Annotated in this window: 21 protein-coding genes; 5 read left to right on the top strand and 16 right to left on the bottom strand. The window is 41.5% G+C overall.

Translation table 11 applies throughout. The features are described from left to right. Window positions 1–4: 4 nt before the first annotated feature. Entirely contained in the window at window positions 5–1,663 is a 1,659-nt protein-coding gene (pstA, locus tag ORI98_RS10015) for a phosphate ABC transporter permease PstA (protein ID WP_306135124.1), read from the bottom strand. Window positions 1,664–1,721: 58 nt separating this feature from the next. After that, window positions 1,722–3,974 (bottom strand): ABC transporter permease subunit, encoded by a 2,253-nt coding sequence (locus tag ORI98_RS10010; protein ID WP_306135123.1) that lies wholly within the window; start codon window positions 3,972–3,974, stop codon window positions 1,722–1,724. 191 nt (window positions 3,975–4,165) lie between these two features. On the opposite strand from ORI98_RS10010, the gene ORI98_RS10005 reads away from it, so the two are divergent. The 3 genes from ORI98_RS10005 to ORI98_RS09995 all read left to right on the top strand — a co-directional run bounded on the left by ORI98_RS10005 (window position 4,166) and on the right by ORI98_RS09995 (window position 7,820). Continuing rightward, the gene (locus tag ORI98_RS10005; RefSeq protein ID WP_261296799.1) at window positions 4,166–4,675 is read left to right on the top strand and encodes a glycine cleavage system protein R; all 510 of its coding nucleotides are present in this window, start codon (window positions 4,166–4,168) and stop codon (window positions 4,673–4,675) included. Between the two features lie 307 nt (window positions 4,676–4,982). Beyond that, window positions 4,983–6,908: a GGDEF domain-containing protein gene (locus tag ORI98_RS10000; RefSeq protein WP_306135122.1), complete on the top strand. Its 1,926-nt coding sequence runs from the start codon at window positions 4,983–4,985 to the stop codon at window positions 6,906–6,908. Window positions 6,909–6,992: 84 nt separating this feature from the next. Further along, the gene (locus ORI98_RS09995) at window positions 6,993–7,820 is read left to right on the top strand and encodes a DUF2797 domain-containing protein (protein ID WP_306135121.1); all 828 of its coding nucleotides are present in this window, start codon (window positions 6,993–6,995) and stop codon (window positions 7,818–7,820) included. 111 nt (window positions 7,821–7,931) lie between these two features. Here the strand turns inward: ORI98_RS09995 and ORI98_RS09990 are convergent, their stop codons facing one another. Beyond that, complete coding sequence (locus ORI98_RS09990) at window positions 7,932–8,492, bottom strand: DUF4136 domain-containing protein (protein ID WP_306135120.1); 561 nt, start codon at window positions 8,490–8,492, stop codon at window positions 7,932–7,934. 331 nt (window positions 8,493–8,823) lie between these two features. On the opposite strand from ORI98_RS09990, the gene ORI98_RS09985 reads away from it, so the two are divergent. Both ORI98_RS09985 and ORI98_RS09980 read left to right on the top strand, forming a co-directional pair. Further along, entirely contained in the window at window positions 8,824–9,423 is a 600-nt protein-coding gene (locus ORI98_RS09985; protein WP_261296803.1) for a LysE family translocator, read from the top strand. 16 nt (window positions 9,424–9,439) lie between these two features. After that, the gene (locus tag ORI98_RS09980; RefSeq protein WP_306135119.1) at window positions 9,440–9,985 is read left to right on the top strand and encodes a DUF1415 domain-containing protein; all 546 of its coding nucleotides are present in this window, start codon (window positions 9,440–9,442) and stop codon (window positions 9,983–9,985) included. Between the two features lie 106 nt (window positions 9,986–10,091). On the opposite strand, the gene ORI98_RS09975 is transcribed toward ORI98_RS09980, so the two are convergent. The 13 genes from ORI98_RS09975 to ORI98_RS09915 form a co-directional block, all read right to left on the bottom strand. Continuing rightward, the gene (locus tag ORI98_RS09975) at window positions 10,092–11,351 is read right to left on the bottom strand and encodes a BamA/TamA family outer membrane protein (protein WP_306135118.1); all 1,260 of its coding nucleotides are present in this window, start codon (window positions 11,349–11,351) and stop codon (window positions 10,092–10,094) included. Then, window positions 11,344–12,717 carry a DUF4056 domain-containing protein gene (locus tag ORI98_RS09970; protein ID WP_306135117.1) on the bottom strand — a complete coding sequence of 458 codons (1,374 nt, stop codon included), beginning with the start codon at window positions 12,715–12,717 and terminating at the stop codon, window positions 11,344–11,346. The genes ORI98_RS09975 and ORI98_RS09970 overlap by 8 nt, the downstream gene beginning before the upstream one ends. Beyond that, the gene (locus ORI98_RS09965) at window positions 12,714–13,634 is read right to left on the bottom strand and encodes an alpha/beta fold hydrolase (RefSeq protein ID WP_306135116.1); all 921 of its coding nucleotides are present in this window, start codon (window positions 13,632–13,634) and stop codon (window positions 12,714–12,716) included. Before ORI98_RS09965 ends, ORI98_RS09970 begins: the two co-directional genes overlap by 4 nt. Then, complete coding sequence (locus ORI98_RS09960; RefSeq protein WP_306135115.1) at window positions 13,634–14,488, bottom strand: virulence protein; 855 nt, start codon at window positions 14,486–14,488, stop codon at window positions 13,634–13,636. The genes ORI98_RS09965 and ORI98_RS09960 overlap by 1 nt, the downstream gene beginning before the upstream one ends. 639 nt (window positions 14,489–15,127) lie before the next feature. Next, entirely contained in the window at window positions 15,128–15,349 is a 222-nt protein-coding gene (locus ORI98_RS09955) for a hypothetical protein (RefSeq protein WP_261296945.1), read from the bottom strand. A gap of 99 nt (window positions 15,350–15,448) precedes the next feature. Next, on the bottom strand, window positions 15,449–16,207 hold the full coding sequence (locus tag ORI98_RS09950) for an SDR family oxidoreductase (RefSeq protein WP_261296807.1): 759 nt from the start codon (window positions 16,205–16,207) through the stop codon (window positions 15,449–15,451). Window positions 16,208–16,219: 12 nt separating this feature from the next. Then, window positions 16,220–17,125 carry a 3-hydroxyisobutyrate dehydrogenase gene (mmsB, locus tag ORI98_RS09945; RefSeq protein ID WP_306135114.1) on the bottom strand — a complete coding sequence of 302 codons (906 nt, stop codon included), beginning with the start codon at window positions 17,123–17,125 and terminating at the stop codon, window positions 16,220–16,222. Window positions 17,126–17,137: 12 nt separating this feature from the next. Continuing rightward, on the bottom strand, window positions 17,138–18,253 hold the full coding sequence (locus tag ORI98_RS09940; protein ID WP_306135113.1) for an enoyl-CoA hydratase/isomerase family protein: 1,116 nt from the start codon (window positions 18,251–18,253) through the stop codon (window positions 17,138–17,140). After that, complete coding sequence (locus tag ORI98_RS09935) at window positions 18,253–19,047, bottom strand: enoyl-CoA hydratase (protein ID WP_306135112.1); 795 nt, start codon at window positions 19,045–19,047, stop codon at window positions 18,253–18,255. Before ORI98_RS09935 ends, ORI98_RS09940 begins: the two co-directional genes overlap by 1 nt. A 72-nt stretch (window positions 19,048–19,119) precedes the next feature. Further along, window positions 19,120–20,277 carry an acyl-CoA dehydrogenase family protein gene (locus tag ORI98_RS09930; RefSeq protein WP_261296811.1) on the bottom strand — a complete coding sequence of 386 codons (1,158 nt, stop codon included), beginning with the start codon at window positions 20,275–20,277 and terminating at the stop codon, window positions 19,120–19,122. Between the two features lie 106 nt (window positions 20,278–20,383). Continuing rightward, window positions 20,384–21,877 (bottom strand): CoA-acylating methylmalonate-semialdehyde dehydrogenase, encoded by a 1,494-nt coding sequence (locus tag ORI98_RS09925; RefSeq protein ID WP_261296812.1) that lies wholly within the window; start codon window positions 21,875–21,877, stop codon window positions 20,384–20,386. A 128-nt stretch (window positions 21,878–22,005) separates the two neighbouring features. Further along, window positions 22,006–23,190 (bottom strand): acetyl-CoA C-acyltransferase, encoded by a 1,185-nt coding sequence (locus tag ORI98_RS09920; RefSeq protein WP_306135151.1) that lies wholly within the window; start codon window positions 23,188–23,190, stop codon window positions 22,006–22,008. A 219-nt stretch (window positions 23,191–23,409) separates the two neighbouring features. Then, window positions 23,410–25,344 (bottom strand): tetratricopeptide repeat-containing diguanylate cyclase, encoded by a 1,935-nt coding sequence (locus ORI98_RS09915; protein ID WP_306135111.1) that lies wholly within the window; start codon window positions 25,342–25,344, stop codon window positions 23,410–23,412. Window positions 25,345–25,384 lie beyond the last annotated feature (40 nt).

Here is a 25,384-nt window from a genome sequence, read left to right as displayed (position 1 = left end):
GCTATTAGTGTTCTAGCGAACGGAATTTTTCACGTAAGTGGTTACGCACGCTAATTGCAGTTAAGTTTAACGCCACAATTACCGAGACTAATAAAAATGAGGTGGCGTAGACTAATGGACGCGCAGCCTCTACGTTAGGACTTTGAAAGCCTACGTCATAAATATGGAAGCCCAGATGCATGAACTTTCTCTCTAAATGTACAAATGGAAAATTCATATCGATTGGCAATGTCGGAGCCAGTTTTACCACACCAACTAACATTAAAGGCGCGACTTCTCCAGCGGCTCGGGCAACAGCAAGAATTAATCCGGTCATAATTGCTGGGCTTGCCATTGGGATCACAATGCGCCACAGGGTTTCAGCTTTAGTTGCGCCTAGCGCAAGACTACCTTGGCGAACCGCACTAGGGATCCGGCTTAAACCCTCTTCAGTTGATACAATAACCACTGGCAAGGTTAAAATAGCTAATGTCAATGCTGACCATATCACCCCTGGTGAACCAAAGGTTGGCGCGGGTAATGCTTCTGGGTAAAATAATTGGTCGAGTGAACCACCAAGCATATAGACGAAAAAGCCTAAACCAAATACACCATACACAATAGATGGCACACCGGCTAAATTGATCACCGCAATGCGGATCATCTTAGTTATAGGGCCTTTTTTAGCATATTCATGTAAGTATATCGCCGCGACTACCCCAAATGGTGTCACAATCACGGCCATTAACATCACCATAAATACGGTACCAAAAATTGCGGGGAATACGCCACCTTCCGTATTGGCTTCACGTGGGTCATGGCTAACAAATCGACCTAATCCCGTAAACCAGTGGCCAATTTTGCCGATAAACGACATGTGATTGACGTAGTTAACATCTAATATACTGTCTAACTTCAAGGTAACTTCTTCACCGCGCATGTCGCGGATAATCACCGAGTCACGTGCCGCTTTATCTCGTAACGCGAATAGCGATTTTTCTAGCACTAAATAGTCTTGATTCAGCTTGGCAATACCCGCTGCAATTTCGGCTTTACGTTCGGCCGTTAAGTTATTTTCTAATTCGTATTTGCGCTCTTTCAAGCGCAAACGTTCGATTTCATAGTTAATTGAGCCGATATCACTTTTCTGCAGATCTAGTGCTTCATTACTGATATCCACAGCACGATTGATATGCTCAATCAATGAGGTTTCTAGTGCCCCGCCCTCTAATGCTAAGCGCTGACCATCTTCAATTACCGCAATAGGATAACCATAAAAATTGCCGTTTTTGGTACGTTCAAACTTAGCCACATCCGCTGGTGTGCTGCGACTAACGATATCGGTTGCCAATATCCAACGAAAATCTAAGCCGACAAACTCACGGTTACCTGTTTTCACTAAGTAACGCGTCACAAACTCTCCTGGGGGTTGGTTAAATTGATGTCCCGCTGAAATCAAGCGCTCTGTGGGCACTTCTTCACGGTCATAGATTTCACCAATAAGCGTGCTTTTATTTCCCTGTTGATCCTGTAACTCCCACTGATAAACATCTGCAGGCCAAAAGTAACTTAGACCACGCCATGCAATCAGTAACAACAGTCCTAGTACGGCAATTAAGCTGATACTCACAGCACCGCCAGTCATCCATATCCAGGGTGAACCTGATTTAAACCACTTACCCATTGCATAAACCTCTTAAGACGACTGCTGAAATTGTATTGATAAATGTCATCATCATTCCTTAAAGTGAGCTGTAGCGGTCACGTAAACGCTGACGGACAACTTCTGCAATCGTGTTGAACACGAACGTGAAGATAAACAGAACAAATGCCGCTAAGAACAGCACACGATAATGTGATGAACCGATAGCCGATTCAGGCATTTCAACAGCAATGTTAGCAGCCAGCGTTCTCATCCCTTCAAACACACTCCACTCCAAAATAGCCGTGTTACCTGTTGCCATCAGTACAATCATGGTCTCGCCTACTGCGCGGCCTAATCCCATCATAATTGCCGAGAAAATACCTGGGCTGGCAGTTAATAACACCACACGAGTTAAGGTTTGCCAGTTAGTTGCTCCCAGCGCCAAACTGCCGTTAGACAAGTGACGTGGTACGGAGAAAATAGCATCTTCTGCGATAGAGAAAATCGTAGGAATAACCGCAAACCCCATCGCAATACCCACGACTAACGCGTTACGTTGGTCGAAAGTGATACCAAGGTCATTGGTAATAAATTGGCGGGTATTTCCATCAAAAAACATCACTTCAATGGTTGGGCTAATTGCAAACGACAACCAACCTACAAAGATAATAACTGGAATTAACATTAACTCTTGATAGGTTTCAGGTAAGCGTTGTTTCCACTTTTGCGGTAATTTACTCCAGCCAAAGGCGCTGACGAGAATCGATGTAGGCAGTAAAAACAGCAGTAATAAAATACCAGGCAAGTGATCTTCAATCAGCGGTGCTAACCATAACCCCGCTAGGAAACCTAAAATAACCGTAGGTAAGGCTTCCATAATTTCGATGGTCGGTTTAACAACATTACGCACTTTAGGCGTCATAAAGTAAGCGGTATAAATTGCGCCAGCAATCGCTAGAGGAACAGCAAATAGCATCGCATAAAATGCCGCTTTCATGGTACCAAACGCCAATGGCATTAAGCTTAATTTTGCTTCAAAGTCATCTGAACCAGAAGTTGACTGCCACACGTATTGCGGCTCAGGGTAACCTTCGTACCACACCTTTTGCCACATAGCGCTCCAAGAAACTTCTGGGTGGCTGTTTTCAACGGCAAACAGGTGTAATTTTTTGTCAGCTTCAATGATTAATGCGTTTGAGCGTGGGCTAAACGACATTAATCCCGGATTTGGTAGATCGAATTTCTCGTCAAATAACTCACGTTGACTGGTGGTATAAAGCAGTGTGAGTTCCCCCTCAGGGCTTAACACTGCAAAGCTTTTACGATAAAACTCAACCGCCATGGTGTCTATCGGCGCTAAATGATCAAATTCTCGAATGTGCTGATACAAACGGCCATTATCGCTGTTGACCTGAAAGTATTGACTGACAACCCCAGTGTTATAACTCACCAGTATTGAGCTTGCTCCTGCCAATAAATTAACTTGTTTAACAGTCGCCTCACCTCTTGTAACATCAACAACCTGTAATAACTCAACAGATTCGGCATCACGAATATCATAAACATACAGCTTATTAGCGGCAGGTAAAATCAATTGACGGTGATCGGGCGTCATTAAAGGTGTTAGTGATTTTGACGGCGCCTCTTCAATGACAGAATGATAAGCAGTCCATTCGACTTCTTCTGTCATCATATTTTCTTCGCCATCTTGGCGATTGATATTCCAAACACCATTTTGGTCTTGGAACACGAAACTCATGCGGCTATCTGAATAATCAAAAGCTAAGTGATACACTGCGCCATTGGGATTAATCAATAATGGCTTATCGTTTAAGTATTGCACTTTAGGGATGATTAAACGTTGGTTATCAGGATAAGTGACATTGAAATCAATACCAACAACGACAACCTCACCGCTGCTTAAGCCTAATGCAATGCGCTGCTCGTTTGGACTAGACTTCACACTACTAGTCACGGTAGTGCCTTCTGGGATCTTAATCGTATGAGATGAAATAAGCTGGTTAGTTACTGATGAGTAAAAGTCAATTTGACCATTATTGGCAACACGAAAAAGCACTTCATTTTGCTCGTCACTTCCCACCATTAATGTGGGTGAATCAGTATGCTGAAGCTCAACTTTTGTAACGGGTTGAATATCAGCACCATCAAAAATGGGTTTAATAACATAAAGCAGATAGAAAAAAATCAACAATAACGCGACAAACACCATAGTGCCGCCAACCGTTACGCCAATTTGTGCTGCCTTATCCTTAAATGCCCTACGGGTTGCATAGCGATCTACGAGTAGACTTTTAGCCGCAGAACCAGGCTGACTTACCTGACTTTCCATTAAGAACCTCTATATTTAATCATTCACTAGCATTAGCGCTTTGATTGTGTAAATTACTGTGTTAACAATAAATAATTCAAAACAACAAATCATTTATTATTAACCCAATGATAAGTGGCTGCGATTATATTACGTAAAGATGACAGTAGTGTTACAGTCAACGGTTTAATTTTTTGTAGGAGAAAACATTTATGATGCGATATTTAGTCACTCTGCAAGCACCTGATAGAAAAGGTTTAGTTGAACAAATTGCCAATGCGGTTAGCCGAAATAATGGTAATTGGTTAGATTCAGAAATGCGTCATATCGACGGTATATTTGCGGCAATATTACAATTAGAGCTTCCACTGGAAAAATGGGATGAACTGGTCGATGCCCTTGAATGCATAGAGGGTTTATCACTAACTTACTCGCAAGCTAGCCAAGTGGCACAACCCATTAAGCATGTAAGTTATCAATTAGTTGCCTATGACCGTCCTGGATTAGTATTGCAAATTTCCAATAGCCTTAACGCATTAGGGGTAAATATTGAGCAGTTTAGTAGCCAGTATGAAACCGCTGGTCATACCGGTGTCGCCTTGTTCAGAGCCAATATGCGCCTAGGGCTAACTGAACTGACTCAAGAAGAGCAAATTATCGAACAACTTTATAAAATGGGTGATGATGTTGTACTTGATAAAGTCAGTAAGGCAACGGCTTAGTCGCTAAATAACTGCTAAAATGAATTGAAAACACGATTTACCCTCGTAAATAAGTACTTATTAGGATAAACAAGACTATTTTCGAGGGTTCCTCTTTAACCTCTAGTTTACACCTAAAGCACAACATACTGTTAACCACACCAGTTTTAGTGTTTCCCCCCGCAATATAAGCTTAGGCAGAGCTATGCACTAAAACTGACTAACCTTGATTAAAACATCTCAAACACTGGTCTAATCACTATACAAAACATGTATTTATGATAATCTTCATTAGCCAACTAAAAGGACACTTAGTGCTGAGGAATACATGGAAAGACACATCTCCCAAATGATCATGACTTTAGTCGCTATTGCTACAGCACTTTTTTGTGGTTTATCGCATGCCAATGATGTTTTAACTGAGTTAAAAAACTACGCTAGTACCCATTCTGCTGAACAAAGCATTGCTCACCTCAATCAATTCGATTTGGATAACAGTGGTTTTTCAGCTGAAGATAAAGCCAAATTTTATTTTCAATACGGGCAGTTGTTTGAACAAACCCGCCAACTCGATTTATCAATAGCCAGCTATGATAAAGGCATTTCATATGTTGAATCGCTTCCTGTCACTGACATTCTTATCGACAGCCATCTTGAGCGATCTTTTGCCAATTACCTTAAAACCAATGACCCTGCGGTCTATTGTATCGACAGAGTCAAAGCACTTGATTACGCAAGGCAGCACAATAATATGGAGCTGCTCACCAAAACCCTTACCCAAAATGCTTTTTGCTATGAAGACGCGAGTAACTTTCATATTGGTATTGCATTACTCGATGAAGCATTAGCCATTGTCGATAAAAGCGATCATTTGAACGCTAACCGTAAAGCCATGATTTATAATGCCACAGGTAGCCTATATCGTAATATAGGTATGCACCAACAAGGTTATGATAATTTTGAAAAAGCCTATCAAACTTGGCAAACCATAAACGATAAACAAGACATGTTTAACATGTTACATAACATGTTTAGCCAGAGTATTAAATTGAGTAATTGGATACAAGCTCAAGCAAATATCGACCAACAGTTTCAATTAGCCCATGATGCTCCAGAATTTAAAGATTTATATTTTTTTGCCAATTTAAATGCCGGGAGATTAGGATTAAGAACCTACGATTTTCAGCAAGCTATATTTCATTTAAACAAAGCTATCGAACTCAAGCACACCACTCAAGAACATTACTTTGTTAGCAGCAGTTATTTGTTTCTCGCATTAGCCTATATGCGAAACGGTCAGGCCATACAAGCTGCCGAAATGGCACATGTATTTAAGCAAGATGGATCGTTTAGAGCTGACAAAAGTGAAATGATTTTAAAAGCCGATGCCATTATAGCTTTTGGCAATAAAGATTATTTAACAGCAACCAACTTGTTATTTAAATTGATTGATGAAGAGCGTGAAAAAAATCAAAGTATGTTAAATAATGAAGTCATTAACTCCGCATTAAAGCATCAAAACAACGTGACCGAATTTGAAAAACAATTGTTAGTAAATAAACTGGCAATCAATGAACTCAAATTAGCGGCCATTCGAGATAAAGAACACATCAACGATTTAACCCTCACCATCATCGCGCTACTGGCATCAACTCTGGGTATTTTACTGATATTTTTCCTCAACACTTATAAAAAGCGCTCTCAAACTGATTTTTTAACAAAAATTGCTAACAGAGGTTATACCTATATCAAAGGCGAGCAACTTGTTAAGCGCTGTATTAAAACGAATAAACCTGCATCGGTGATCATTTTTGATATTGATAATTTTAAAGAGATCAATGATAAGTATGGTCATCATATTGGCGACTTAGCCATAAAGTCGCTAGCAAATAAAGCCAAAAGCAGCATCAAAAAACAAGATTTAGTCGGTCGTATAGGCGGAGAAGAATTCTTAATTGTGCTACCCAATACCTGTGAACAAGAAGCGGTAGCGATTTCGGAACGCCTCAGAAACAGCATTGCCGAAAAAACCTTTATCTTCGGAGACATAAAAATTAACTTTACCATTAGCTTGGGCGTATCAGAAATTGAGCCATCGTCCTCTGCACTGCAAGATCTTGTAATGCAAGCGGATAAGGCCTTATATCAAGCCAAGTTTTTCGGTAAAAATAAAGTCTATTTAGCTAGACAATGTGCTTACCTCTATGAGGAACAAGCAAGATACTCGGTTAAATCATCACCAGTATTTCTTTAGAGGTCCAATATCAGGGTTAATTGCTTCCTATTTTCAGAATGAATTCTGTTAAACTAGGCTGCAAAGCTGATTATTGGAACGCGAATGTTAGGTACTCTGTCAAAACTTAAAACAACACTAAATGATGTCAATGAAGTGCAATATCAATTGCCCGTAGGTGATGCACTTGTTGCCCTTAACCCATTAATAGGTAAATCGCTAACTTTAACCCACACGGGTAATATTTTTTGTTGTAATTGTGGGAAAAAAACCAAAAAAAGTTATTCCCAAGGACACTGTTATGTGTGTATGCAAAAGCTTGCTAGCTGTGATATGTGCATAATGAAACCAGAAACCTGCCACTTTGATCAAGGCACTTGCCGCGAGCCGGAATGGGCGCAAACTCACTGCTTTGTTCCCCATTATGTCTATTTATCAAATACTTCAGGTATCAAAGTGGGTATTACCCGCCATAGCCAAATTCCGACACGTTGGATTGATCAAGGTGCCACCCAGGGACTCCCGATATTCAAAGTGGCGACACGTAAATTATCTGGATTAATCGAAATTGAATTAGCTAAATTCATTAATGATAAAACGCACTGGCAAGCCATGCTTAAAGGTCATAACGATGATGTGGATTTAGTGTCCCAGGCGGCAACGCTTATCCCTTTAATAGAACAAAAACTACAACAGATTGCGGCGCAATATGATGATGTTGTGATAGAGCGCTTAGACTCGAATATTCAGGCGATTCAATATCCTATTGAGCAATTCCCAGTCAAAGTTAAGTCGCATAATTTTGATAAAGTGGCAGAGGTCAGCGGTATTTTACAAGGCATTAAAGGCCAATATTTATTGTTTGATACAGGTGTAATTAATATTCGCAAGTTTGGATCATACGAAGTTGAAGTTAGCCACGACAGCATTTAATTCTGCAGGTTGCCAAATCGGTAAACAGTCATAAAGGTGTGCCTTTTTGCGATTGAAATACCAATCAGTATAACTGATGACATGATTATACTGATTGGTAATATTCAAAGACTACCTAGACGGAATCGCGCTCAACATCACTTTTGATAAATCATCAAATCGCTCCGCTCTTTTATCAACACTTTTATTATGGTCAGTAAATCCTTGAGCCAATACCCGCCAGTAAGGTTCTTTAACTAAAGGATTAAAAAACGCTATCAAGACAGAGCCTTTCTCGAGCTTGCTATCAACACCATGTGTTGACAACCCTGGCACTAACCCTGCTTTAGCTAATATCTCTGTATCACTCATTTCAGATTCTAATGCCATACCAAATCCAATCAGCATTTGCGGAGAGTCAGTCAAAGCCACTTGTTGATACCCCTTTGCAGCCATCACTTTATTAACCGATTGACGTAAATGGTCACGTAATGGTTCTTCATCTTGTTTATTTTTAGTATGGACAGAAAACATAGTTTGATGCCAAGCATAGGTTGCTGACACTAGCGAAACATCGCCACTGGTCACCATGGTGATTCGGTTTGCAAGGGCTGGCTCAAGGTCCTTGGTTGTACAGGCCGAAACGATAACAAGGCACAAACTGAAGATAACTCGATTTACATTTTTTAACATCAATAACAATCCTTTATAATGACATTTTTAAGATAGTGAACAAACATTTATAAAGCTTGACGCTGTTGGCTGATTAGGTATTTTTGCGATAAAGTTATCAATGAGAACTGCACAAATATAGTGCAGCCAATTCGTAACCATAAACAGTCACACACTGTAAAAACAAGCTTAAAATTTACACAGTTCCTCATAATAAGCTAACCCGTTCAATCCGAGATAACAACGTTTAATTCAATCCGCAAACTCGCTACACATTTTATTAGATTGTCATTAAGTAACCCGCTAGAATGCCTGCCATCATAATTTATTATTTGAGTAAGCTTACAGCACCATGGAACTGATCTTTGCCATTGCTTTATTTGCTTTTTCTTCAGGTATCACTCCTGGTCCTAATAACATCATGTTGATGACTTCTGGAGTTAACTTCGGTATTAAGCAAAGTGTGCCTCATCTGTTAGGTATTAGCCTAGGCTTTCCCGCAATGATCCTTGCGGTAGGTTTAGGTATGAGCGCGGTATTTCAAGCCTATCCTATACTGCACACAGTGATTAAAGTCCTTGGTATAATTTACTTATTGTATCTTTCATGGTTGATTGCTAATAGCAGCAGTAAAATGGAAGGGAAAAAAGTCAGTAAGCCTTTTAGTTTCATTCAAGCCGCTGCATTTCAATGGGTTAATCCTAAAGGTTGGATTATGGCAGTTGGCGCTATTGCTACCTTTACTTCGGTGAATCAAGCTCTTACCCCTCAAATTATCACTATTGCCAGCGTGTTTTTATGCGTAGCTTTTCCCTGTGCGATTGTATGGTTAAGTTTTGGCGTTGCTTTAAAACGTATTTTAAAGAATGAGCGTCAACAGCGTATTTTTAACGTCAGTATGGCAATATTACTAGTCGCATCCATTATTCCAATGGTCATTCCAAATCACTAATGCTTTAGGCCAAATTATGACTGATCTTCACCCTTGCATCGCGGAATCTGAAAACTGGGTCAAACAAGTAATTATGAAGTACAACATCTGCCCCTTTGCTCGACGGGAAGTTGAAAGCAGCAGTATACGATATCACGCATGTGAACAAACAAAAGTCAAAGCTGTGCTGAAAGCATTTATCGGCGAATGCAAACTGCTTGAAAAAACGCCAGAAATTGAAACAACGCTATTCATTTTACCGCGGGGGTTTGAAGGCTTTTATTCGTATCTTGATCTGGTTGATTCTGCCAACGATATATTAGTGCAACATGACTTTGAAGGTGTTTTTCAGATTGCCAGTTTTCATCCAGACTATTGTTTTGATGGCGAACCACAGGACAGTGCTGCAAATTTTACCAATCGTGCGCCCTACCCGACCTTACATATTATTCGTGAAGCAAGCATGGAATTAGCCTTGGCTAGTTATGATGACCCAGAATCAATTCCACAGCGAAATATCGCGTTTGCAGAGCGTAAAGGAACGGACTTTTTCATCAAATTACTTGAGCAGTGCAAGCGTTAATAGATTCTAATTAGTTATAGATTAACGAAAGTGATTATTAATCTTCAGAAACAACTAAGGGCTGCAAAGCAGCCCTTAGTTGTTATCAACGTCTCACTTCAACAGCTTAGAAAGCTTCATTCACATTAAAATAAAAGCCTGAATCACCTTTACCATAAGCCAAATCTAAGCGTAAATTCACTTTAGGCTTCACTTCTAAACGGTAACCAACACCCACGTTAGGCAGAAGATGGTCAAAGCTTAACTCATCAATTGAGTCTGCTATAGTACCGGCTCCTAACCAGTAAACCAGACCGTGACGCCCGGTTAAATGTTGACGGTATTCAACCTGCGCAAGTAACATTTGCTTATCGCGATATCGTCCTGTGGTGTAGCCACGTAGGGCATTACCGCCACCAATTTTAGATAAATGATCCCATGGCACATCACCATAACTAAAGCGCCCACGAACTTGCCAGGCTAATGTGTCATCTTCCAATATCGGATGATAGGCGCTATGTAACACGTTATACACTTCAAAATCATGATTACCGCCAAAGCTTTCACGATAAACACCAACCTCAAGCTGACTGATACTACCTGTTTGCGGATTAGTCACATGATCACGAGTGTCATAATTAATTAAAAAATTAAAGCCAGAATTGCGAGAGACCTCGTTTAATGGGTCAACATCGATATCAATTGTCGCAACATCCACACCATCTGCTTTTGCGTAAGTGTAATCAAAACCGGCACCGATAAAACTATGCGCTGCAATTCTTTGCAAAATCATAGGATTAATTTGAAATGTTTGACTGTTAAATTCAATGCGATTTAAATCTTCATTATTAAATTCATAACCAACACCGTAATACACATCGGGTACGTCATACACATTGGCATTAAAGTAGAGGCGTTGATTATCTTCATTGAAAAATGATTTATTTTCAATACCGACGCCTAAAGCGCCATTGATTGACGCTAAACCATTAATCACTAATGAAGATAGTTGACTGACCTTATCTTCACGATCTACTTGATATAAGCCTACAATAGAAACACCAATGCCTAAACTCATTTCAGGGTTATAAAAAGGCCCTGGCAGGTAACTGAAATCAATTCCGTCATCAGGATTAAACTCACCATCAGCTCCCAAGTTACTCAGAAGATCTTCAAACCAACCTTGAGACTCCACGCTTTCAACTTCAGCATGATCCACGGCATCGTTGAATATTGGTGATTCTGCAGGTTGAGCTGTCGGCTGCAATACTGTTTCAGATGCTTCATTTGCCTCAATAACAGGTGCCGCTATAGTCTGGTTAATGGCACCTAAACTGATACAGTTGATGGCCAAAAAGCTAATAAAAACCTGATTTAGTTTATTCATTTAGCTGCGCACCTATTTCTAGTTTAGATTCTGAAGTCAAAGTGGGTTGCTGCGCCGCTTCAACTTGTGATGGTTCTACTATTTTATGCGTAAGGTATGGTCGTTCAGCTAAATGCTGTTTGAGTAAAATATAATCCTGTTGTTGATCATACTTAGCAATTTCAACAAATTGTAAATGAGTGAAGCCATCGGCCCATAAAGCCTCTGGAACATGGGCAAATGAAGCCTTAAATTCTTCATCAACTGACACATGCTGAACAGCTATATCATCGAATTGAACACCAAACATCTCTGTTGCTAACGATAAATTGTGCGGTTTAACCGGCTGCTCATAAAGACTGGCTAATAGCGCCCAATCCTCGCTGCCTTGAACTTTATCTTTACTGACAATATAAGGTGATTGCTTATTGCCTAAAGCATAATGGCGTTGCAGTAAAACAAACTTATTTGGCAGCGCTTCATTTGAATCCCACCAATTGCCATCAATGGCTCTAAATAGCGCATTGGTTTGATCTTTTGATACTGGCTCAAGCCACTCTAACGTTGACGCTAACCAAGCAGTCATATGGTAATTGTATTGCTGTTTGGTCATTGCCAAATTGTTGGTCAGTACCGCTAACGCAATTTTGGCGCCCAACATGTTTGAGTACAAATCTTCGATAGAATAAGCAGATACCGCCTCAGTCCAAAGCGAAAAGCTGCGATAACCATGCCACTGTGATATTTCGTGAGCCTCTGCCATGGTAAAAGCTAAACGAGCAGCCATTGAGGCTGCTAGCTCCCAGCGCTCACTTGCCGTTAAATGAGATATATCAAACTCTTCAAGTTCAAAGGTTCGATGACCTATTTCCAAAGGGAGCTCAATTGATTGAGCCTGGCCTAATTTAGGCTTAATAAGATAAAATAACGCAAGGGCATTATCAGCGGTATCACGTACATGGGCTAAATCGATAAAACCACCCTTGCGGGTATAAATCATGCCATTATTTTCGGTGCTTTTGCCGCTATCAGGAGATGACTTTTCAAAACTATATGATCCAGCATCAAATGCATGAGCGCCAATTTCATCAAGCTGAACGGTGTTAGCATGGCGATAAAAAGGAATGGGTAACAAGCCCATCGCCACTTTTTGATCTGCGCCAAATGCACAGCATGGCCTAACACTCATAGGCATTGCTAGTGCAGCATGCTCAGGTAAAATGATATCTCGAACTAGTGCATTGTCGGGGATATCATCTAGTGCAGCCCCAACAGCCACTTCGCTTGGTAATGCTTGCATTTCCCATTCATTACGGCTACTACAAGCCGTTAGTGCTAACACAAAACCTAGAGAGGTTATGGCTAGAGGAAGGTTTATTTTCTTCATTGAATAAAAGCCCTGATTTCTTGAGTGATTTGTTCTGGAAAGTCATTACTAAGACCATGCGCGCCATTGGGTATCACCACAATGGGGGCATTAAGAAACTCAGCAAAGCGTCGTCCGTTGTCAATTGGGAACACCTTGTCATTCTCGCCCCAAATTAATAGTGTCGGTGGCATTGAATCTTTAAATTGCTGAGGATTTAATTGATCCCGATATGCCGGAAGAGTGTTAATTAACGACTCTTTTTGGCTTAAAAAGTCGGCAAAATAATACTCATATACTTGTTGGTCAACAAAGCCTGGCATCCATGGATAACTAACAAAAGTATTTTCAAGTAACCATCGAACTTGCTCACCGTCTTTAGGGACAAACACCTCTTGCGGTTGATTAGCACCAAAACGTTGGGTCATAGCCTGTAAATCGTCATCTGAAAAGAACAAACCAGGACTGGCTAAGATGATGGCTTTATCTACTTTGGGCTCATTAATCATTAAATCAAAACTGACAAAGCCACCAAAAGAAATCCCTACGACATTCACTTTTTGCAGTGCCAGATGCTTAATGAGTTGCTGGATAGCGAGGGTTTCGCTGCTGATGGTTGCCGGTGCGTTGCTAAAAGACTCACCAAACCATAATAAGTCAGGCACGATAACATGATAATCGTGACTTAAATCGCGCATCATTTCATACCAACTGGTCATCCCAGTGCCACCAAAACCATGTAGTAGTAAAATAGCCGGCGCAGCAGTGTCGCCGCCTTGCCAATAATGTAGCTCACCGCCGTCTTTTAGCGCGAGTTGTTGCCGTTCAAACCCTGCATTAGCGACTGTGCGTTGTTGATGGTGATCAACAACGCCAACAATGCTACAACCACTCAGTAGAATTGTGAATAAGCTAACACCGAAGAGTTTTTTCAACATTAAAATCTATAACCTATGCCAGCCATAAAGCTTTTACGTGTCCCTAAACCACCTTCGAGTAAAAGGTCAAAACCTTTACCAAGTGTTATTTGACCGCCAATCAAGCCATTCCATTTATCAGCCAAATGTTGGTTCACTTCAAATTTTCCGCTAGCGATAGGTACGCCGATGTCGGCCAAATTACCACTAAAGTTTTGTTGTACATTTTGATACATGGCACCAATCCATACCTGAGTGTTATGGTTAGCAATTTTGAATTGATAGCCAACACGCGGTGAAACGACTACAGAACTAATCTCACCATCCAAAATATCTAAATCTGTATTGGTGTAATTAACATCAAGTAAAGCAAACCAATTGCCAATCCCACCTGCAATCGTGCCACCTCCGCCATAGGTTAAGCCTTCAAAGTCTAAAATAAAATCAAATGGAGCTGATTCTACAGGTTTAAATGGTGGTGGTAGTGCAAGGTTTACCGTCACATTAGCAACACTGCTGCCTTTGGTTTTACCGATAACGCCATAAAAGTTTAAAAAAGGTAGCACCCACATATCGGCGCGAAACGTTGTGGTATTCGACTCTTGAATTGCCTCAGTACCGTTTATCGAAACGAGTTCATCAACAAGCCCTAAGCCGGAAAAGGTTACACTCTCAACCACCAAAGGCTGTTCCATGGTCATATAGGACGCGCCAAAACCAAACGGTAAAGGCAGCTCATACCCCCTGTCTATGGCTTCTTGAGCCCAAATAGGAAAAGTTCGCTCATACTTTTTGGGTACTTCAATTTCGCTATCGCTCGCAAAACATAGGCTAGGAATAAATACGATGGCTGAAGCCAAATAAATTTTATACATAAGTACCTTAATACAGCAGAATTGAAATTAAATAGGAACCAAAGGTGCCTATAAAAGGCTCAAATTTGTGTTTATTGTTATGAAATTTGATTCAATAAGTGCTATCTAAGATTAACCAAAGCTTAAATTAAGTGAATTATAACCTAATATCAACATCCGGCTATTCATAGTTGAGATTTTTAGAAAATATTTAGCTATAAATAACAGAGGCATAAGCTGATGTTGTTGGCTTCGAAAATGATTTTTTATAAGAAAACACTTTTTAACACACAAATAAACAACATCTTCCGCATCAAAAAGCCAAACACTTTACTGAGACGTTAGTTAATAAACATAATAAGCTAATAACGCAGTAAAAATGACCGACAAACACTGTCAGAAGGGTTCGGCTAAAGCGAATTAAGCTTTAGTTAGTTATCTTATTAAGTGACTTTTCAGTACCACTGATTAAAACCACAACCCTATGATATTATTATGAAGAGCTTACACTGGTTGATTTAATCACAAAGACCTGTTTTCGGTGGTAAGCCAATAGAGATGCTTGCATCATGAATAAGATACATATCGCTGGATTAATAAGTATCTGGACATAATGATAATTAGAAGCAAAGGTGCAAATAATCAGAGCGATATATGCTTTTAATTACGGGTAAACTTACTTTTAAACCAGTCAATAGTGGCAATTTGTTTGGTTTGCGACAAACCAAAATAAATACAAATCCACGGAGAAATCAGTAAAAACCACGGCAGTCCTGCGGTTGAGCGCCCGCTAAATAGAAGGTATAGAAAGCCGCCATACATTACGATGACGCCTAATATGCCTACCACCAGCATAACCTTTTTAATCCACAGCTCTAACATTGAAATGTTCACTTTTCGCCCTTTTTTAAATGTATCAATACTCACAGCAAAAAGCCGAGCTAAGCTCGGCTTTGTGTAACGATAATACCACGCTTAAGATTACAAGCGAATACCGCCATCAATTTCAAATACACGACCGTTTACATAGTCATTTTCAATAATAAAACGCACAGTAGAAGCTATTTCATGAGCTTCACCTAAACGTCCTACTGGTACCATTTTCTCTAAACGCTCTAACGCTTCAGGCTTCATGGCTGCGGTCATTTCGGTAGCAATAACACCAGGAGCAACTGCCGCTGCGCGAATATTGTAACGAGCTAACTCTTTAGCCCAACCTACTGCCATTGCCGCTACTCCCGCCTTTGAAGCAGAATAATTGGACTGCCCCATATTGCCGGCTTTGGCTAAGCTCGAAATGTTGATGATCACGCCTTGCTGTGCGGTTTCAATCATGACTGCAGCGGCTTCACGACCACATAAAAAGGTGCCGGTTAAATTAACGTTGATCACTGACTGGAACTTTTCAAAAGACATACGGTCAACCACTTTACCGTCTTTAGCCTTAACCATTAGTCCATCACGTAAAATACCAGCGTTATTGATTAACACATTAATATGACCAAAGTCTTCACGAATAAAATTAAAACCCGCTACTACATCTTCTTCGTCGGTAATGTCAAACGCATAGCCTTGCACTTCAGTCGTGGCACCTAAATCAGCACACGCTTGCTCAAGTTTTTGTTGGTCTACATCGATAAGCGCCAATTTTGCACCTTGGGCCGCTAAATCATGCGCCATGGCAAGACCCAATCCACCCGCGCCACCTGTGATGACGACAACCTTATCTTTTAATTCCATTACCGGATCCTTTTACTTTTTATTTTGATTTGCAAACTGTTCAAAAATGCTCGAGAAATCAAGACGACCATGGCCTTGTCGAGCATGGTTAACATACAAACTACGCGCTAATGCGCCCATTGGTGTACTTGAGTTTGAAGCTAACGCTGCCTGTTGTGATAAGCCTAAGTCTTTCACCATTAAGTCAACCATAAAGCCGCCTTGGTATCCTTTTGATGATGGCACATTATCCATCACATTTGGACAAGGGTTATATTTTTCCAGCGTCCAGTTTCCGCCGCTGCTGACTTTCATGATATCAGACAATACTTTGGGATCTAAACCGTTATCTATGCCTAATTGCAAAGACTCGCTAGTACCGACCATCAACACTGAAAGCAGCATGTTATTACAAATTTTAGCAATTTGTCCTGCGCCAACCTGACCAGCATGGAAGATATTTGCGCCCATCACAGTTAATACCTTTTGTGCTTTAGCATAAGCGACATCACTGCCGCCACAAATAAAGGTTAACGTACCGGCTGCAGCACCTGCTGTGCCACCAGATACTGGAGCATCCATAAATTCAATGCCATTTTTTGCCGCTTTAGCACCGACGATTTGTGCCGTTTGCGCATCAATGGTTGAGCAATCAATTAATAAGGTGTCTTTGCCGACAACATCTAATAAACCTTTATTATTGTCATCACCAATGTAGATACTTTGAACATGCTTGCCCGCGGGTAACATAGTAATGACATAGTCGGCTGATGCCGCTGCGCCACACGCTGTTTTGGCGCTTAATGCGCCTTGGTCGGTTAAGGCTGCTACTGCCTGTGGATTTAAGTCAAACACAGTTACCGTTATGCCAGCTTTAATTAAATTGGCCGCCATTGGGCCGCCCATATTACCGAGTCCGATAAATGCTACTGTTGCCATGGTTAATTCCTTTTAAAAGTCTTTTAATGGGTGATGATGAGCTTGCCAAGGTGACGTTAATAATGCGGCAAGCGCATCATCGGTGACTTGTGTTACATCATTAAATCGCCATTGTGGATTACGGTCTTTATCAATTAACAGTGCGCGCACTCCCTCACAAAAATCGCCATGGGCGCAACAATTTACACTGACGCCTAGCTCCCATTTAAAACAGTCGGCTAAACTTAATTCAGTGCCTAATTGTGCCAGGGCAAACACCAAGTGCCAGCTTAATGGGCTGCCTGCTAAGGCGGTTTTTTGGGCGCGCTTTAGCCAGTCTAATTCTGTTTGCAAGCTGGATAATTGATAATGCACATCTTCAATATCGCCAGACATTAATAAATCGATTTGCTGTTGAAATGCTTCTAGTGGGCTGTCACCAATTTCAACGCTAACGTTATCTTGCATGACATTTAATAACTGCGTCAGCGCCTGATGGTTCACCTCAGCTTTATCATTCCAATGAATGTCAGCTAAGGCATCAAATAAAGGCTCTTTATCATCGCTGGCTAAAAAGTGATTACCAACATTGACGTATAAAGCATCTGCAGCATTCATGTTGTAGGCTGTTAACCCTAAAAACAGGCCAATTTTACCTGGCATGCGATTTAAAAAATAACTGCCGCCCACATCAGGATATAAGCCGATAGTGACTTCAGGCATAGCAATTCGGCTACGTTCAGTGAGCACGCGATGAGAACCGCCGGCCATTAAACCTAAACCGCCGCCCATCACAATACCATCTCCCCAAACTAAAACAGGTTTACCGAACTGATGCAGTAAATAATCTAGTTGGTATTCTTGGGTGAAAAAATCACAGGCTTCGTCGGTCATTTTATGCGGATTAGCAATTGAGGCATGGTAAATAGCCCGAACATCACCACCCGCACAAAACGCTTTATCACCGCTGCCATCAAGCACTACCAAGGCAATATTCGCATCAGTTTGCCATTGTTTTAGCTGCTTGGTCATGGCCTGCACCATGCTAATGTTCAATGCATTAAGGGCTTTTTCAATATTTAAGGTCACAACCCCAATCGACTTGCCCGATAATGTGCCAAGGGTTTGAAAAATTACATCTTGAGTCATTAGGCATTCTTCCAATTCGGTTTACGTTTTTCAAGAAAAGCATTTACGCCTTCAGCTTGATCTTGGGTATCAAACAAACCCACAAATAATTCACGCTCTAACGGCAACGCCTGTTTGCGAGGCATAGTCCGTCCGGCTTGAATAAGGGTTTTACACACTGCCACACTACTCGGTGATTGCTTAGCCACTTTTGTAGCTAATGCAAGTGCCGCATCGAGTGCTTGCCCCTGTTCAACGACCTCTTCAACCAACCCGATTTTTTCAGCTTTAGCTGCATCAATGCGCTCACCACATAAAATCATCCGTTTTGCCCAGCCTTCACCCACCAAAGCGGTTAAGTTTTGGGTACCACCCGCACAGGGTAATAACCCTACCGTCGCTTCTGGCAATGCCATTTGCGCATGTGCTTCAGCAATACGAATATCACAAGCTAATGCCACTTCTAATCCACCACCCATGGCATAACCATTAATGGCGGCAATTGATACGCCTCTAAATGCACTGAGGGTTTCGAATGCCTCACCAAAATGTTTGGCCATGGTAGCCGCATTGCCTTTGTCGCCATCGGCAAACAAATTTAGATCGGCACCAGCAGAGAAAAACTTCTCGCCCTGACCAGTGATCACTAAGGCATAGATATCTTTATTGTCATTCAGTTCAAGTACTTTGGCTTTCAGTGCTTGTAAACTGGCCGCGGTCCATGTGTTGGCCGGCGGATTGTTCATTTTTATAATGGCAGTGTTGCCATCAATACGTACCCAAATGGCATCTGTTGCTGTGGTATCGGTTGTCATGATGTAAACCTTAATCGTCTGCTGAAATTATCTCGTCTGCGCTAATTCGCCCCTATTGATGAATAGAATGGGCTAACGAATAGGATGGGCGTTTTCATCCAGCAGACGACGGGCAATAATTAACCGCATAATTTCATTGGTACCTTCAAGAATTTGATGCACGCGTACATCACGGAAATGACGCTCAAGTGGGTATTCTCGAATGTAACCATAGCCACCATGAATTTGCAGCGCCGCATCACAGACCTGAAAACCAACATCAGTGGCAAAGCGTTTTGCCATAGCACAATATGCACTTGATTCTGGGTCTTGGGTATCCAGTTTAAATGCCGCTAAACGCACCATTTGCCTTGCAGCAACTAAATCAGTAGCCATGTCGGCTAATTTGAATTGCAATGCTTGAAACGCCGCTAACGGTTTACCAAACTGCTTACGCTCGTTCATGTATTGGGTGGCACGATCAAGTGCTGATTGTGCTGTACCAATTGAGCAAGTGGCAATATTAATCCGCCCGCCATCTAAGCCTTTCATGGCAAAAGTAAAACCTTGGCCTTCTTCGCCTAACAGATTGGCAACGGGAACTCGCACGTTTTCAAAACTAATTAGTCGTGTAGGTTGAGCATTCCAACCCATTTTGTCTTCGGCTTTACCGTAGGTCACACCGACAGCATCCGCCGGAATAGCGATAGCAGAAATCCCTTTAGGCCCAGCTTCACCCGTTCGGCACATCACCACTAACAACTCGGTTTCACCGGCGCCTGAAATAAACATTTTTGAGCCGTTAATGATGTAATCATCACCTTCGCGCACAGCTTTAGTTTGCAATGAGGCGGCATCACTGCCGGCACCTGGCTCTGTAAGGCAATAAGAGGCTAATAGCTGGCCGGTTGTTAAGCCTTCAGACCATTGACTGCGTAGGGTTTCTGTTCCCCAGGTAGTGACCATCCAAGTAGCCATATTATGAATTGTTAACATGGCGGTTGTGGCGGTACAGCCGTAGGATAACTCCTCAAATATGATCGAGGCATCTAAACGAGATAGCCCCATGCCACCTTCTGACTCTGGCGAGTACAATGAGCAAAAACCTAACTCGCCCGCTTTTTGGATAACATCTTTAGGGAAGTGATGCTCTTCATCCCATTTAGCGGCAAACGGGGTTAATTCATCGGCTGCGAATTGACGGGCAAGATCGGCAAACTGGCGTTGATCTTCATTTAAATTAAAATCCATTGAGGGGCTCCTACTTTGTTCTGACTGATGACTCTTGGGTCATTTATTGGCAGGCGAACACAAGTGTAGCCTGCCATAAGGTCTTGTTTTCTTATTACTTGAATCACTACTTGAGATTGATACTCATATTTGGACCAGATACCGCGTCGGTTTCAAACCAACGTGAAGTAATGGTCTTGGTCTCAGTGTAAAAACGTACGGCTTGCTTGCCATACGCATGCTGGTCGCCATAGAAACTGCCTTTCCACCCCGTAAATGAGAAGAAAGGTAAAGGCACAGGAATTGGCACATTAATACCCACTTGACCGACTTCAATTTCATGTTGGTATTTACGTGCAGCACCGCCAGATGCCGTAAAGATTGAGGTACCGTTTCCGTAAGGGCTGTTATTCACTAGCTCAATGGCATCGTCTAAGCTGTCTGCTTCCATACAGCATAAAACTGGGCCAAAGATTTCTTCTTTGTAAATGCTCATGTCTGTTGTGACTTTGGTAAACATGGTTGGGCCTACCCAGTTACCCGACTCATATCCTGCAACAGTAAAATCGCTGCCATCAAGTAAACATTCAGCGCCTTCTTGTTTACCTTGTTCAATCAGGCTTAACACGCGCGTTTTAGCTGCTGGGCTGATAACAGGACCATAGGCCGCTTCAGGGTCATTCCACAAACCTGGACGCACTTTAGCCAGCGCTTCTTTTAACTCAGGGATCCACTCTTTTGCTTTACCCACAAATACCGCAACTGAAATCGCCATACAACGCTGGCCCGCCGCGCCCACTGATGCGCCCACTAAGTTATTAATCACTTGTTGTTTACTGGCATCTGGCATGATCACACAGTGGTTTTTAGCACCTGCAAATGCTTGTACGCGTTTAAGGTTATCGGTACCCGTTTTGTAAATATATTGGCCAACGCCCACTGAGCCGACAAATGAAATCGCTTTAATGGCAGGATCGCGCAGTAAAATATCAACCGCCACTTTATCACCGTGAATCAACTGTAATACGCCTTTAGGCGCGCCAGCTTCAACAAACAATTCAACAAGACGTTGTGGGGTCATTGGATCTTGTTCTGAAGGCTTTAAAATAAAAGTATTACCGCAGGCTATAGCAAGAGGGAACATCCATAACGGGATCATCGCAGGGAAGTTAAAAGGCGTAATACCTGCACACACTCCTAATGGCTGGGTGTAGCTGTAGGTATCAATGTTACGAGCGACGTTTTCAACGGTTTCGCCCATCATTAATGAGGCAATGTTACAAGCATGTTCAGCCACTTCAATACCACGCCACACATCACCTTTGGCATCTTCGAACGTTTTGCCGGTTTCTTGCGCCAATATGGTTGCAATTTGATCATGGTTTTCTTTTAACAAATGCTGATAGCGCAACATCACTCTTGCACGTTCTGACACTGGCACTTCTTTCCAGGTTTTAAACGCTTCTTTTGCACTGTGAATGGCTTGCTCAACTTCAGCTGGTGTTGCCGCATTGATTTTAGCAATAACACCATTATTGATAGGGTTAGTGACATCGATATTGTGAGTGCCTTTACCAACAGTGAACTCGCCATCAATATAATGTTTTACTTGTGTGGTCATAATATTTCCCTTCGAACCAGATTAAATCGGGGTAAGCATTAATGGCGATGATGTTGTATTTGTCCCAATCACTATGTGTCGGGTTATTGCTCATTAATGCTTGTCTTGTTGAACGTTAGTTTGTCGCTTTATACTTCAATCGCCATAGCAACGGCTTCACCGCCGCCAATACATAATGACGCAACACCACGATGTAATCCGCGGGCTTTTAATGCATGAATGAGTGTCACTAACAAGCGCGCACCTGAACAACCAATAGGATGACCTAATGCACATGCACCGCCATTAACGTTGACTTTATTGGCATCTAATCCGAGTTCAGAAATAGCTAACATGGTGACCATGGCAAAGGCTTCATTAATTTCAAATAAATCAACATCATCTTTTGTCCAATCCACTTTACCAAGCAATTTGTTCATCGCGCCGACAGGTGCTGTAGTGAACATGGCTGGCTCTTGTGAGTGGGTAGTGTGACCTTTGATGGTAGCTAAAACAGTTAAGCCTAAATTGGCAGCATTTTCTCGTGTCATCAGTAATAAGACCGCTGCACCATCAGAAATTGAACTAGAGTTAGCCGCAGTGATCGTACCGTCTTTGGTAAAGGCAGGACGTAAACTTGGAATCTTTTCAGGACGGGCATTACCTGGTTGTTCATCGGTGTCGACAACAACATCACCACGACGATCGCTTACCGTAACAGGAGTAATTTCAGCCTTAAAAGCGCCGGAGTTAATCGCGTTGTTGGCTTTTTCAAGTGAGCTAAGTGCAAACGCATCCATTTGCTCACGGGTTAAGCCATAATCATCTGCCGTTTTTTGTGCAAATGTGCCCATTGCACCACCGGTATAAGCATCTTCAAGGCCATCTAAAAACATATGGTCCATCACTTTGCCATGACCCATACGCATCCCGCTTCGCGCTTTATCAAGAAGGTACGGGGCCTGACTCATGCTTTCCATGCCACCAGCGATAACAATATCGCTGCTACCGGCTTTAATTAAATCATGGGCTAGCATCACGGTTTTCATTCCTGAGCCACAAACTTTATTTACCGTAGTAGCACCAACAGAAAGCGGTAGACCAGCCCCTAATGTAGCTTGACGAGCTGGTGCCTGGCCTAAACCCGCTGGCAACACACAACCCATTAACACTTCATCAACGCTAGAAGAAGCAATACCACATTCGGCAAGTAAACCTTGAATAGCGGCAGCCGCCAAGGCTGGGGATTTCACTGATGACAATGCACCTTGGAAGCCACCCATTGGGGTACGCTTTGCTGCAACAATGACGATATCTTGTGCCTGATTGGCCATTCCAGCTTGCTGTGGACTCATAACTACTCCAATAAAAACTAATTATCACAAAAAAACATGACATCACTTTGACGTTTACGCGAACGTAAAGCAAGTAATAATTAGTCTAAGAAGTAGATGATTTTTAGTCCATGTGTCAGTGAAGATTTACACCTATAAATAGGCTCGTATGCTGGTAGATATGAAGCTAGGCAAGTTGCGAGGAATAAGAGGGGAAAATTAAACACTTTCAACATAGAGTTGTACTTGATTGCGGCCTTGATTTTTAGCCCGGTACATTGCAAGGTCTGCTTTTTTAGCTAAATCACTAAACAATTGCTCACTGACTTTATCATCTATATCTATATTGGTATCGGCAGACTCGTCGAGTACAGCTACGCCTAAGCTTATCGTGAAACTAACGGTAACCTCACCAAATTGAAAAGCTTGATCTGCAACAACCCTTCTCATTCTTTCAGCTATTTGCATTGCATCAGACTGACTTGTATTGGGGAACACACATAAAAACTCTTCACCGCCGATTCGACCAATGATGTCACTACGCTTTATGTAACTTTGGCAACGCCCCACTGCAGCCACAATGGCTTTATCACCAATATCATGGCCAAATTTGTCATTGATGTGCTTAAAATGGTCAATATCAAATAGGACTAAACTGAATGGCTGTTGATTTTCATGGCAATAAACTAAGCGTTTGTTGCCTTCAATAAAGGTATGGCGACGGTTTGCTATACCGGTTAAAAAGTCGGTTTGCGAACGGCGAATGAATTGTTTTCTCGAATAAATTAGAAATACCACGACTACACTTAAACTAACAACAATCACAATAAAGGTTATCATGGATAATGTTGTGATATTTTGCTTGGCCATTTGATTGCTTAAATTAAGCTTGTTAATAGCTAATTCTTTTTCAAGTAACACATTTTCATATTTTGCCATTTTGACATTATGATTTAATGAGGTCAGCACCACATCATTTGCAACAGCTTCTTCCATTCGATTTTTTTCTATATTGATTGCAGTAAACAAATATTTTAGAGCGCGATAATGGTCCCCTTTTGAATATGAGTAAACCGCCCTAACCTGCTCAATGATCAAGGTTGATTGACTATTGATGTTATCCGAATTCAAAAAGGTCTCAGCCACATGTCCTGCGGTGACAATATCCTGGTGGTGAAATAAACTCAGCGACCATAACCCTAAATTTTGAGTGACGAAAAATGTTTCTTTGGTATTAACAGAAAGACTATCAGCAGCTTCAAACGCTTGAATTGCTGAATTAAACTCCTGCCGCTCAAAATGATAGCGCCCTCTATTAAAATAATAAAAAAACTCAAAATCTTTATATTCTGGCGCATTGGATTGTAATGTTTGCATCTTAGCAAGATACTCATCAGCAGTTTCCCACTTTGCCAACATAATGGCTTCACCGACTAAATTATGCAGCATGGCAAACATATTTTGAACGTTATTGCTTACTCGCCAATGCTCATATACTTGTAAAAAGTATGTTTCAGCTTGCTTATGTAAATGATTCTCTCGGTAAATTGACGCTGTTGCATCTAGAATCAACGCCAGTGTGTCTGCAGCAAGTTGGTGGGCTTTTGCGATATCTAACGCTTTGTCTAAATGCATTAAACCAATATCGAAATTGCTGGCTTGGTTAAAGCAATACGCAACCTGAGTTAATGCAGTTGCCAATAATATTTGCTCAGGTTGCTTAAGAGCCAATTCAACTGCAGTGATCCTATCTGGGCAATATTGTTTTTGATCATTCGTTTGTAGAAAAATTAAAGAAGATCTATCCAAATAACTTTCAATTAGCAAGGTCGATTTAGGCGTATCTGACAGCATGTCGATGATTGTCGAATAACTTTGATATGCTGCTTCAAAAGCATTGTTGGCTTGCTGTGCTGCAGCTAGATAGTGAAGTAGTTGTGCTTTGTCAGTCATTGACCATTCGTTGCTACGGGTCAGTTCTCGGCTAATATAATCGATTCTTTTGTTAGGCTCATTAATCCGCGTTAATTGTTGCTCGATCATCAGTAAATCAGGTGATTTAGCCGCAAAAGTGACTGTCCCACACAACAAGTAGGAAAAAAGAATTAACGCTTTAAAAAAGATACTGCTAAAAATTAACGTTTTAATAGTCATATTCCCAAATAGAACGATTAAAAAAACTGGAACATTTTTA

This window comes from Shewanella sp. ULN5, assembly GCF_030731885.1.
In the GTDB taxonomy this organism is placed as follows: Bacteria; Pseudomonadota; Gammaproteobacteria; order Enterobacterales; family Shewanellaceae; genus Shewanella; species Shewanella holmiensis.
The sequence above is the reverse complement of the archived record's forward strand: the minus strand, read 5'-3'. Positions and strand labels throughout refer to the sequence as shown.

What these genes read in the sequence shown, in the direction of transcription:
- ORI98_RS09990 (WP_306135120.1), bottom strand. Translation starts at nt 8,492, where the DNA reads ATGTTAAAAAATGTAAATCGAGTTATCTTCAGTTTGTGCCTTGTTATC.
- ORI98_RS09920 (WP_306135151.1), bottom strand. Translation starts at nt 23,190, where the DNA reads ATGGCCAATCAGGCACAAGATATCGTCATTGTTGCAGCAAAGCGTACC.
- ORI98_RS09970 (WP_306135117.1), bottom strand. Translation starts at nt 12,717, where the DNA reads ATGAAGAAAATAAACCTTCCTCTAGCCATAACCTCTCTAGGTTTTGTG.
- ORI98_RS09930 (WP_261296811.1), bottom strand. Translation starts at nt 20,277, where the DNA reads ATGGATTTTAATTTAAATGAAGATCAACGCCAGTTTGCCGATCTTGCC.
- ORI98_RS10005 (WP_261296799.1), top strand. Translation starts at nt 4,166, where the DNA reads ATGATGCGATATTTAGTCACTCTGCAAGCACCTGATAGAAAAGGTTTA.
- ORI98_RS10000 (WP_306135122.1), top strand. Translation starts at nt 4,983, where the DNA reads ATGGAAAGACACATCTCCCAAATGATCATGACTTTAGTCGCTATTGCT.
- ORI98_RS09960 (WP_306135115.1), bottom strand. Translation starts at nt 14,488, where the DNA reads ATGTATAAAATTTATTTGGCTTCAGCCATCGTATTTATTCCTAGCCTA.
- ORI98_RS09935 (WP_306135112.1), bottom strand. Translation starts at nt 19,047, where the DNA reads ATGACAACCGATACCACAGCAACAGATGCCATTTGGGTACGTATTGAT.
- ORI98_RS09955 (WP_261296945.1), bottom strand. Translation starts at nt 15,349, where the DNA reads ATGTTAGAGCTGTGGATTAAAAAGGTTATGCTGGTGGTAGGCATATTA.
- ORI98_RS09995 (WP_306135121.1), top strand. Translation starts at nt 6,993, where the DNA reads ATGTTAGGTACTCTGTCAAAACTTAAAACAACACTAAATGATGTCAAT.
- ORI98_RS09965 (WP_306135116.1), bottom strand. Translation starts at nt 13,634, where the DNA reads ATGTTGAAAAAACTCTTCGGTGTTAGCTTATTCACAATTCTACTGAGT.
- ORI98_RS09915 (WP_306135111.1), bottom strand. Translation starts at nt 25,344, where the DNA reads ATGACTATTAAAACGTTAATTTTTAGCAGTATCTTTTTTAAAGCGTTA.
- mmsB (WP_306135114.1), bottom strand. Translation starts at nt 17,125, where the DNA reads ATGGCAACAGTAGCATTTATCGGACTCGGTAATATGGGCGGCCCAATG.
- ORI98_RS09985 (WP_261296803.1), top strand. Translation starts at nt 8,824, where the DNA reads ATGGAACTGATCTTTGCCATTGCTTTATTTGCTTTTTCTTCAGGTATC.
- ORI98_RS09925 (WP_261296812.1), bottom strand. Translation starts at nt 21,877, where the DNA reads ATGACCACACAAGTAAAACATTATATTGATGGCGAGTTCACTGTTGGT.
- ORI98_RS09950 (WP_261296807.1), bottom strand. Translation starts at nt 16,207, where the DNA reads ATGGAATTAAAAGATAAGGTTGTCGTCATCACAGGTGGCGCGGGTGGA.
- pstA (WP_306135124.1), bottom strand. Translation starts at nt 1,663, where the DNA reads ATGGGTAAGTGGTTTAAATCAGGTTCACCCTGGATATGGATGACTGGC.
- ORI98_RS10010 (WP_306135123.1), bottom strand. Translation starts at nt 3,974, where the DNA reads ATGGAAAGTCAGGTAAGTCAGCCTGGTTCTGCGGCTAAAAGTCTACTC.
- ORI98_RS09940 (WP_306135113.1), bottom strand. Translation starts at nt 18,253, where the DNA reads ATGACTCAAGATGTAATTTTTCAAACCCTTGGCACATTATCGGGCAAG.
- ORI98_RS09975 (WP_306135118.1), bottom strand. Translation starts at nt 11,351, where the DNA reads ATGAATAAACTAAATCAGGTTTTTATTAGCTTTTTGGCCATCAACTGT.
- ORI98_RS09980 (WP_306135119.1), top strand. Translation starts at nt 9,440, where the DNA reads ATGACTGATCTTCACCCTTGCATCGCGGAATCTGAAAACTGGGTCAAA.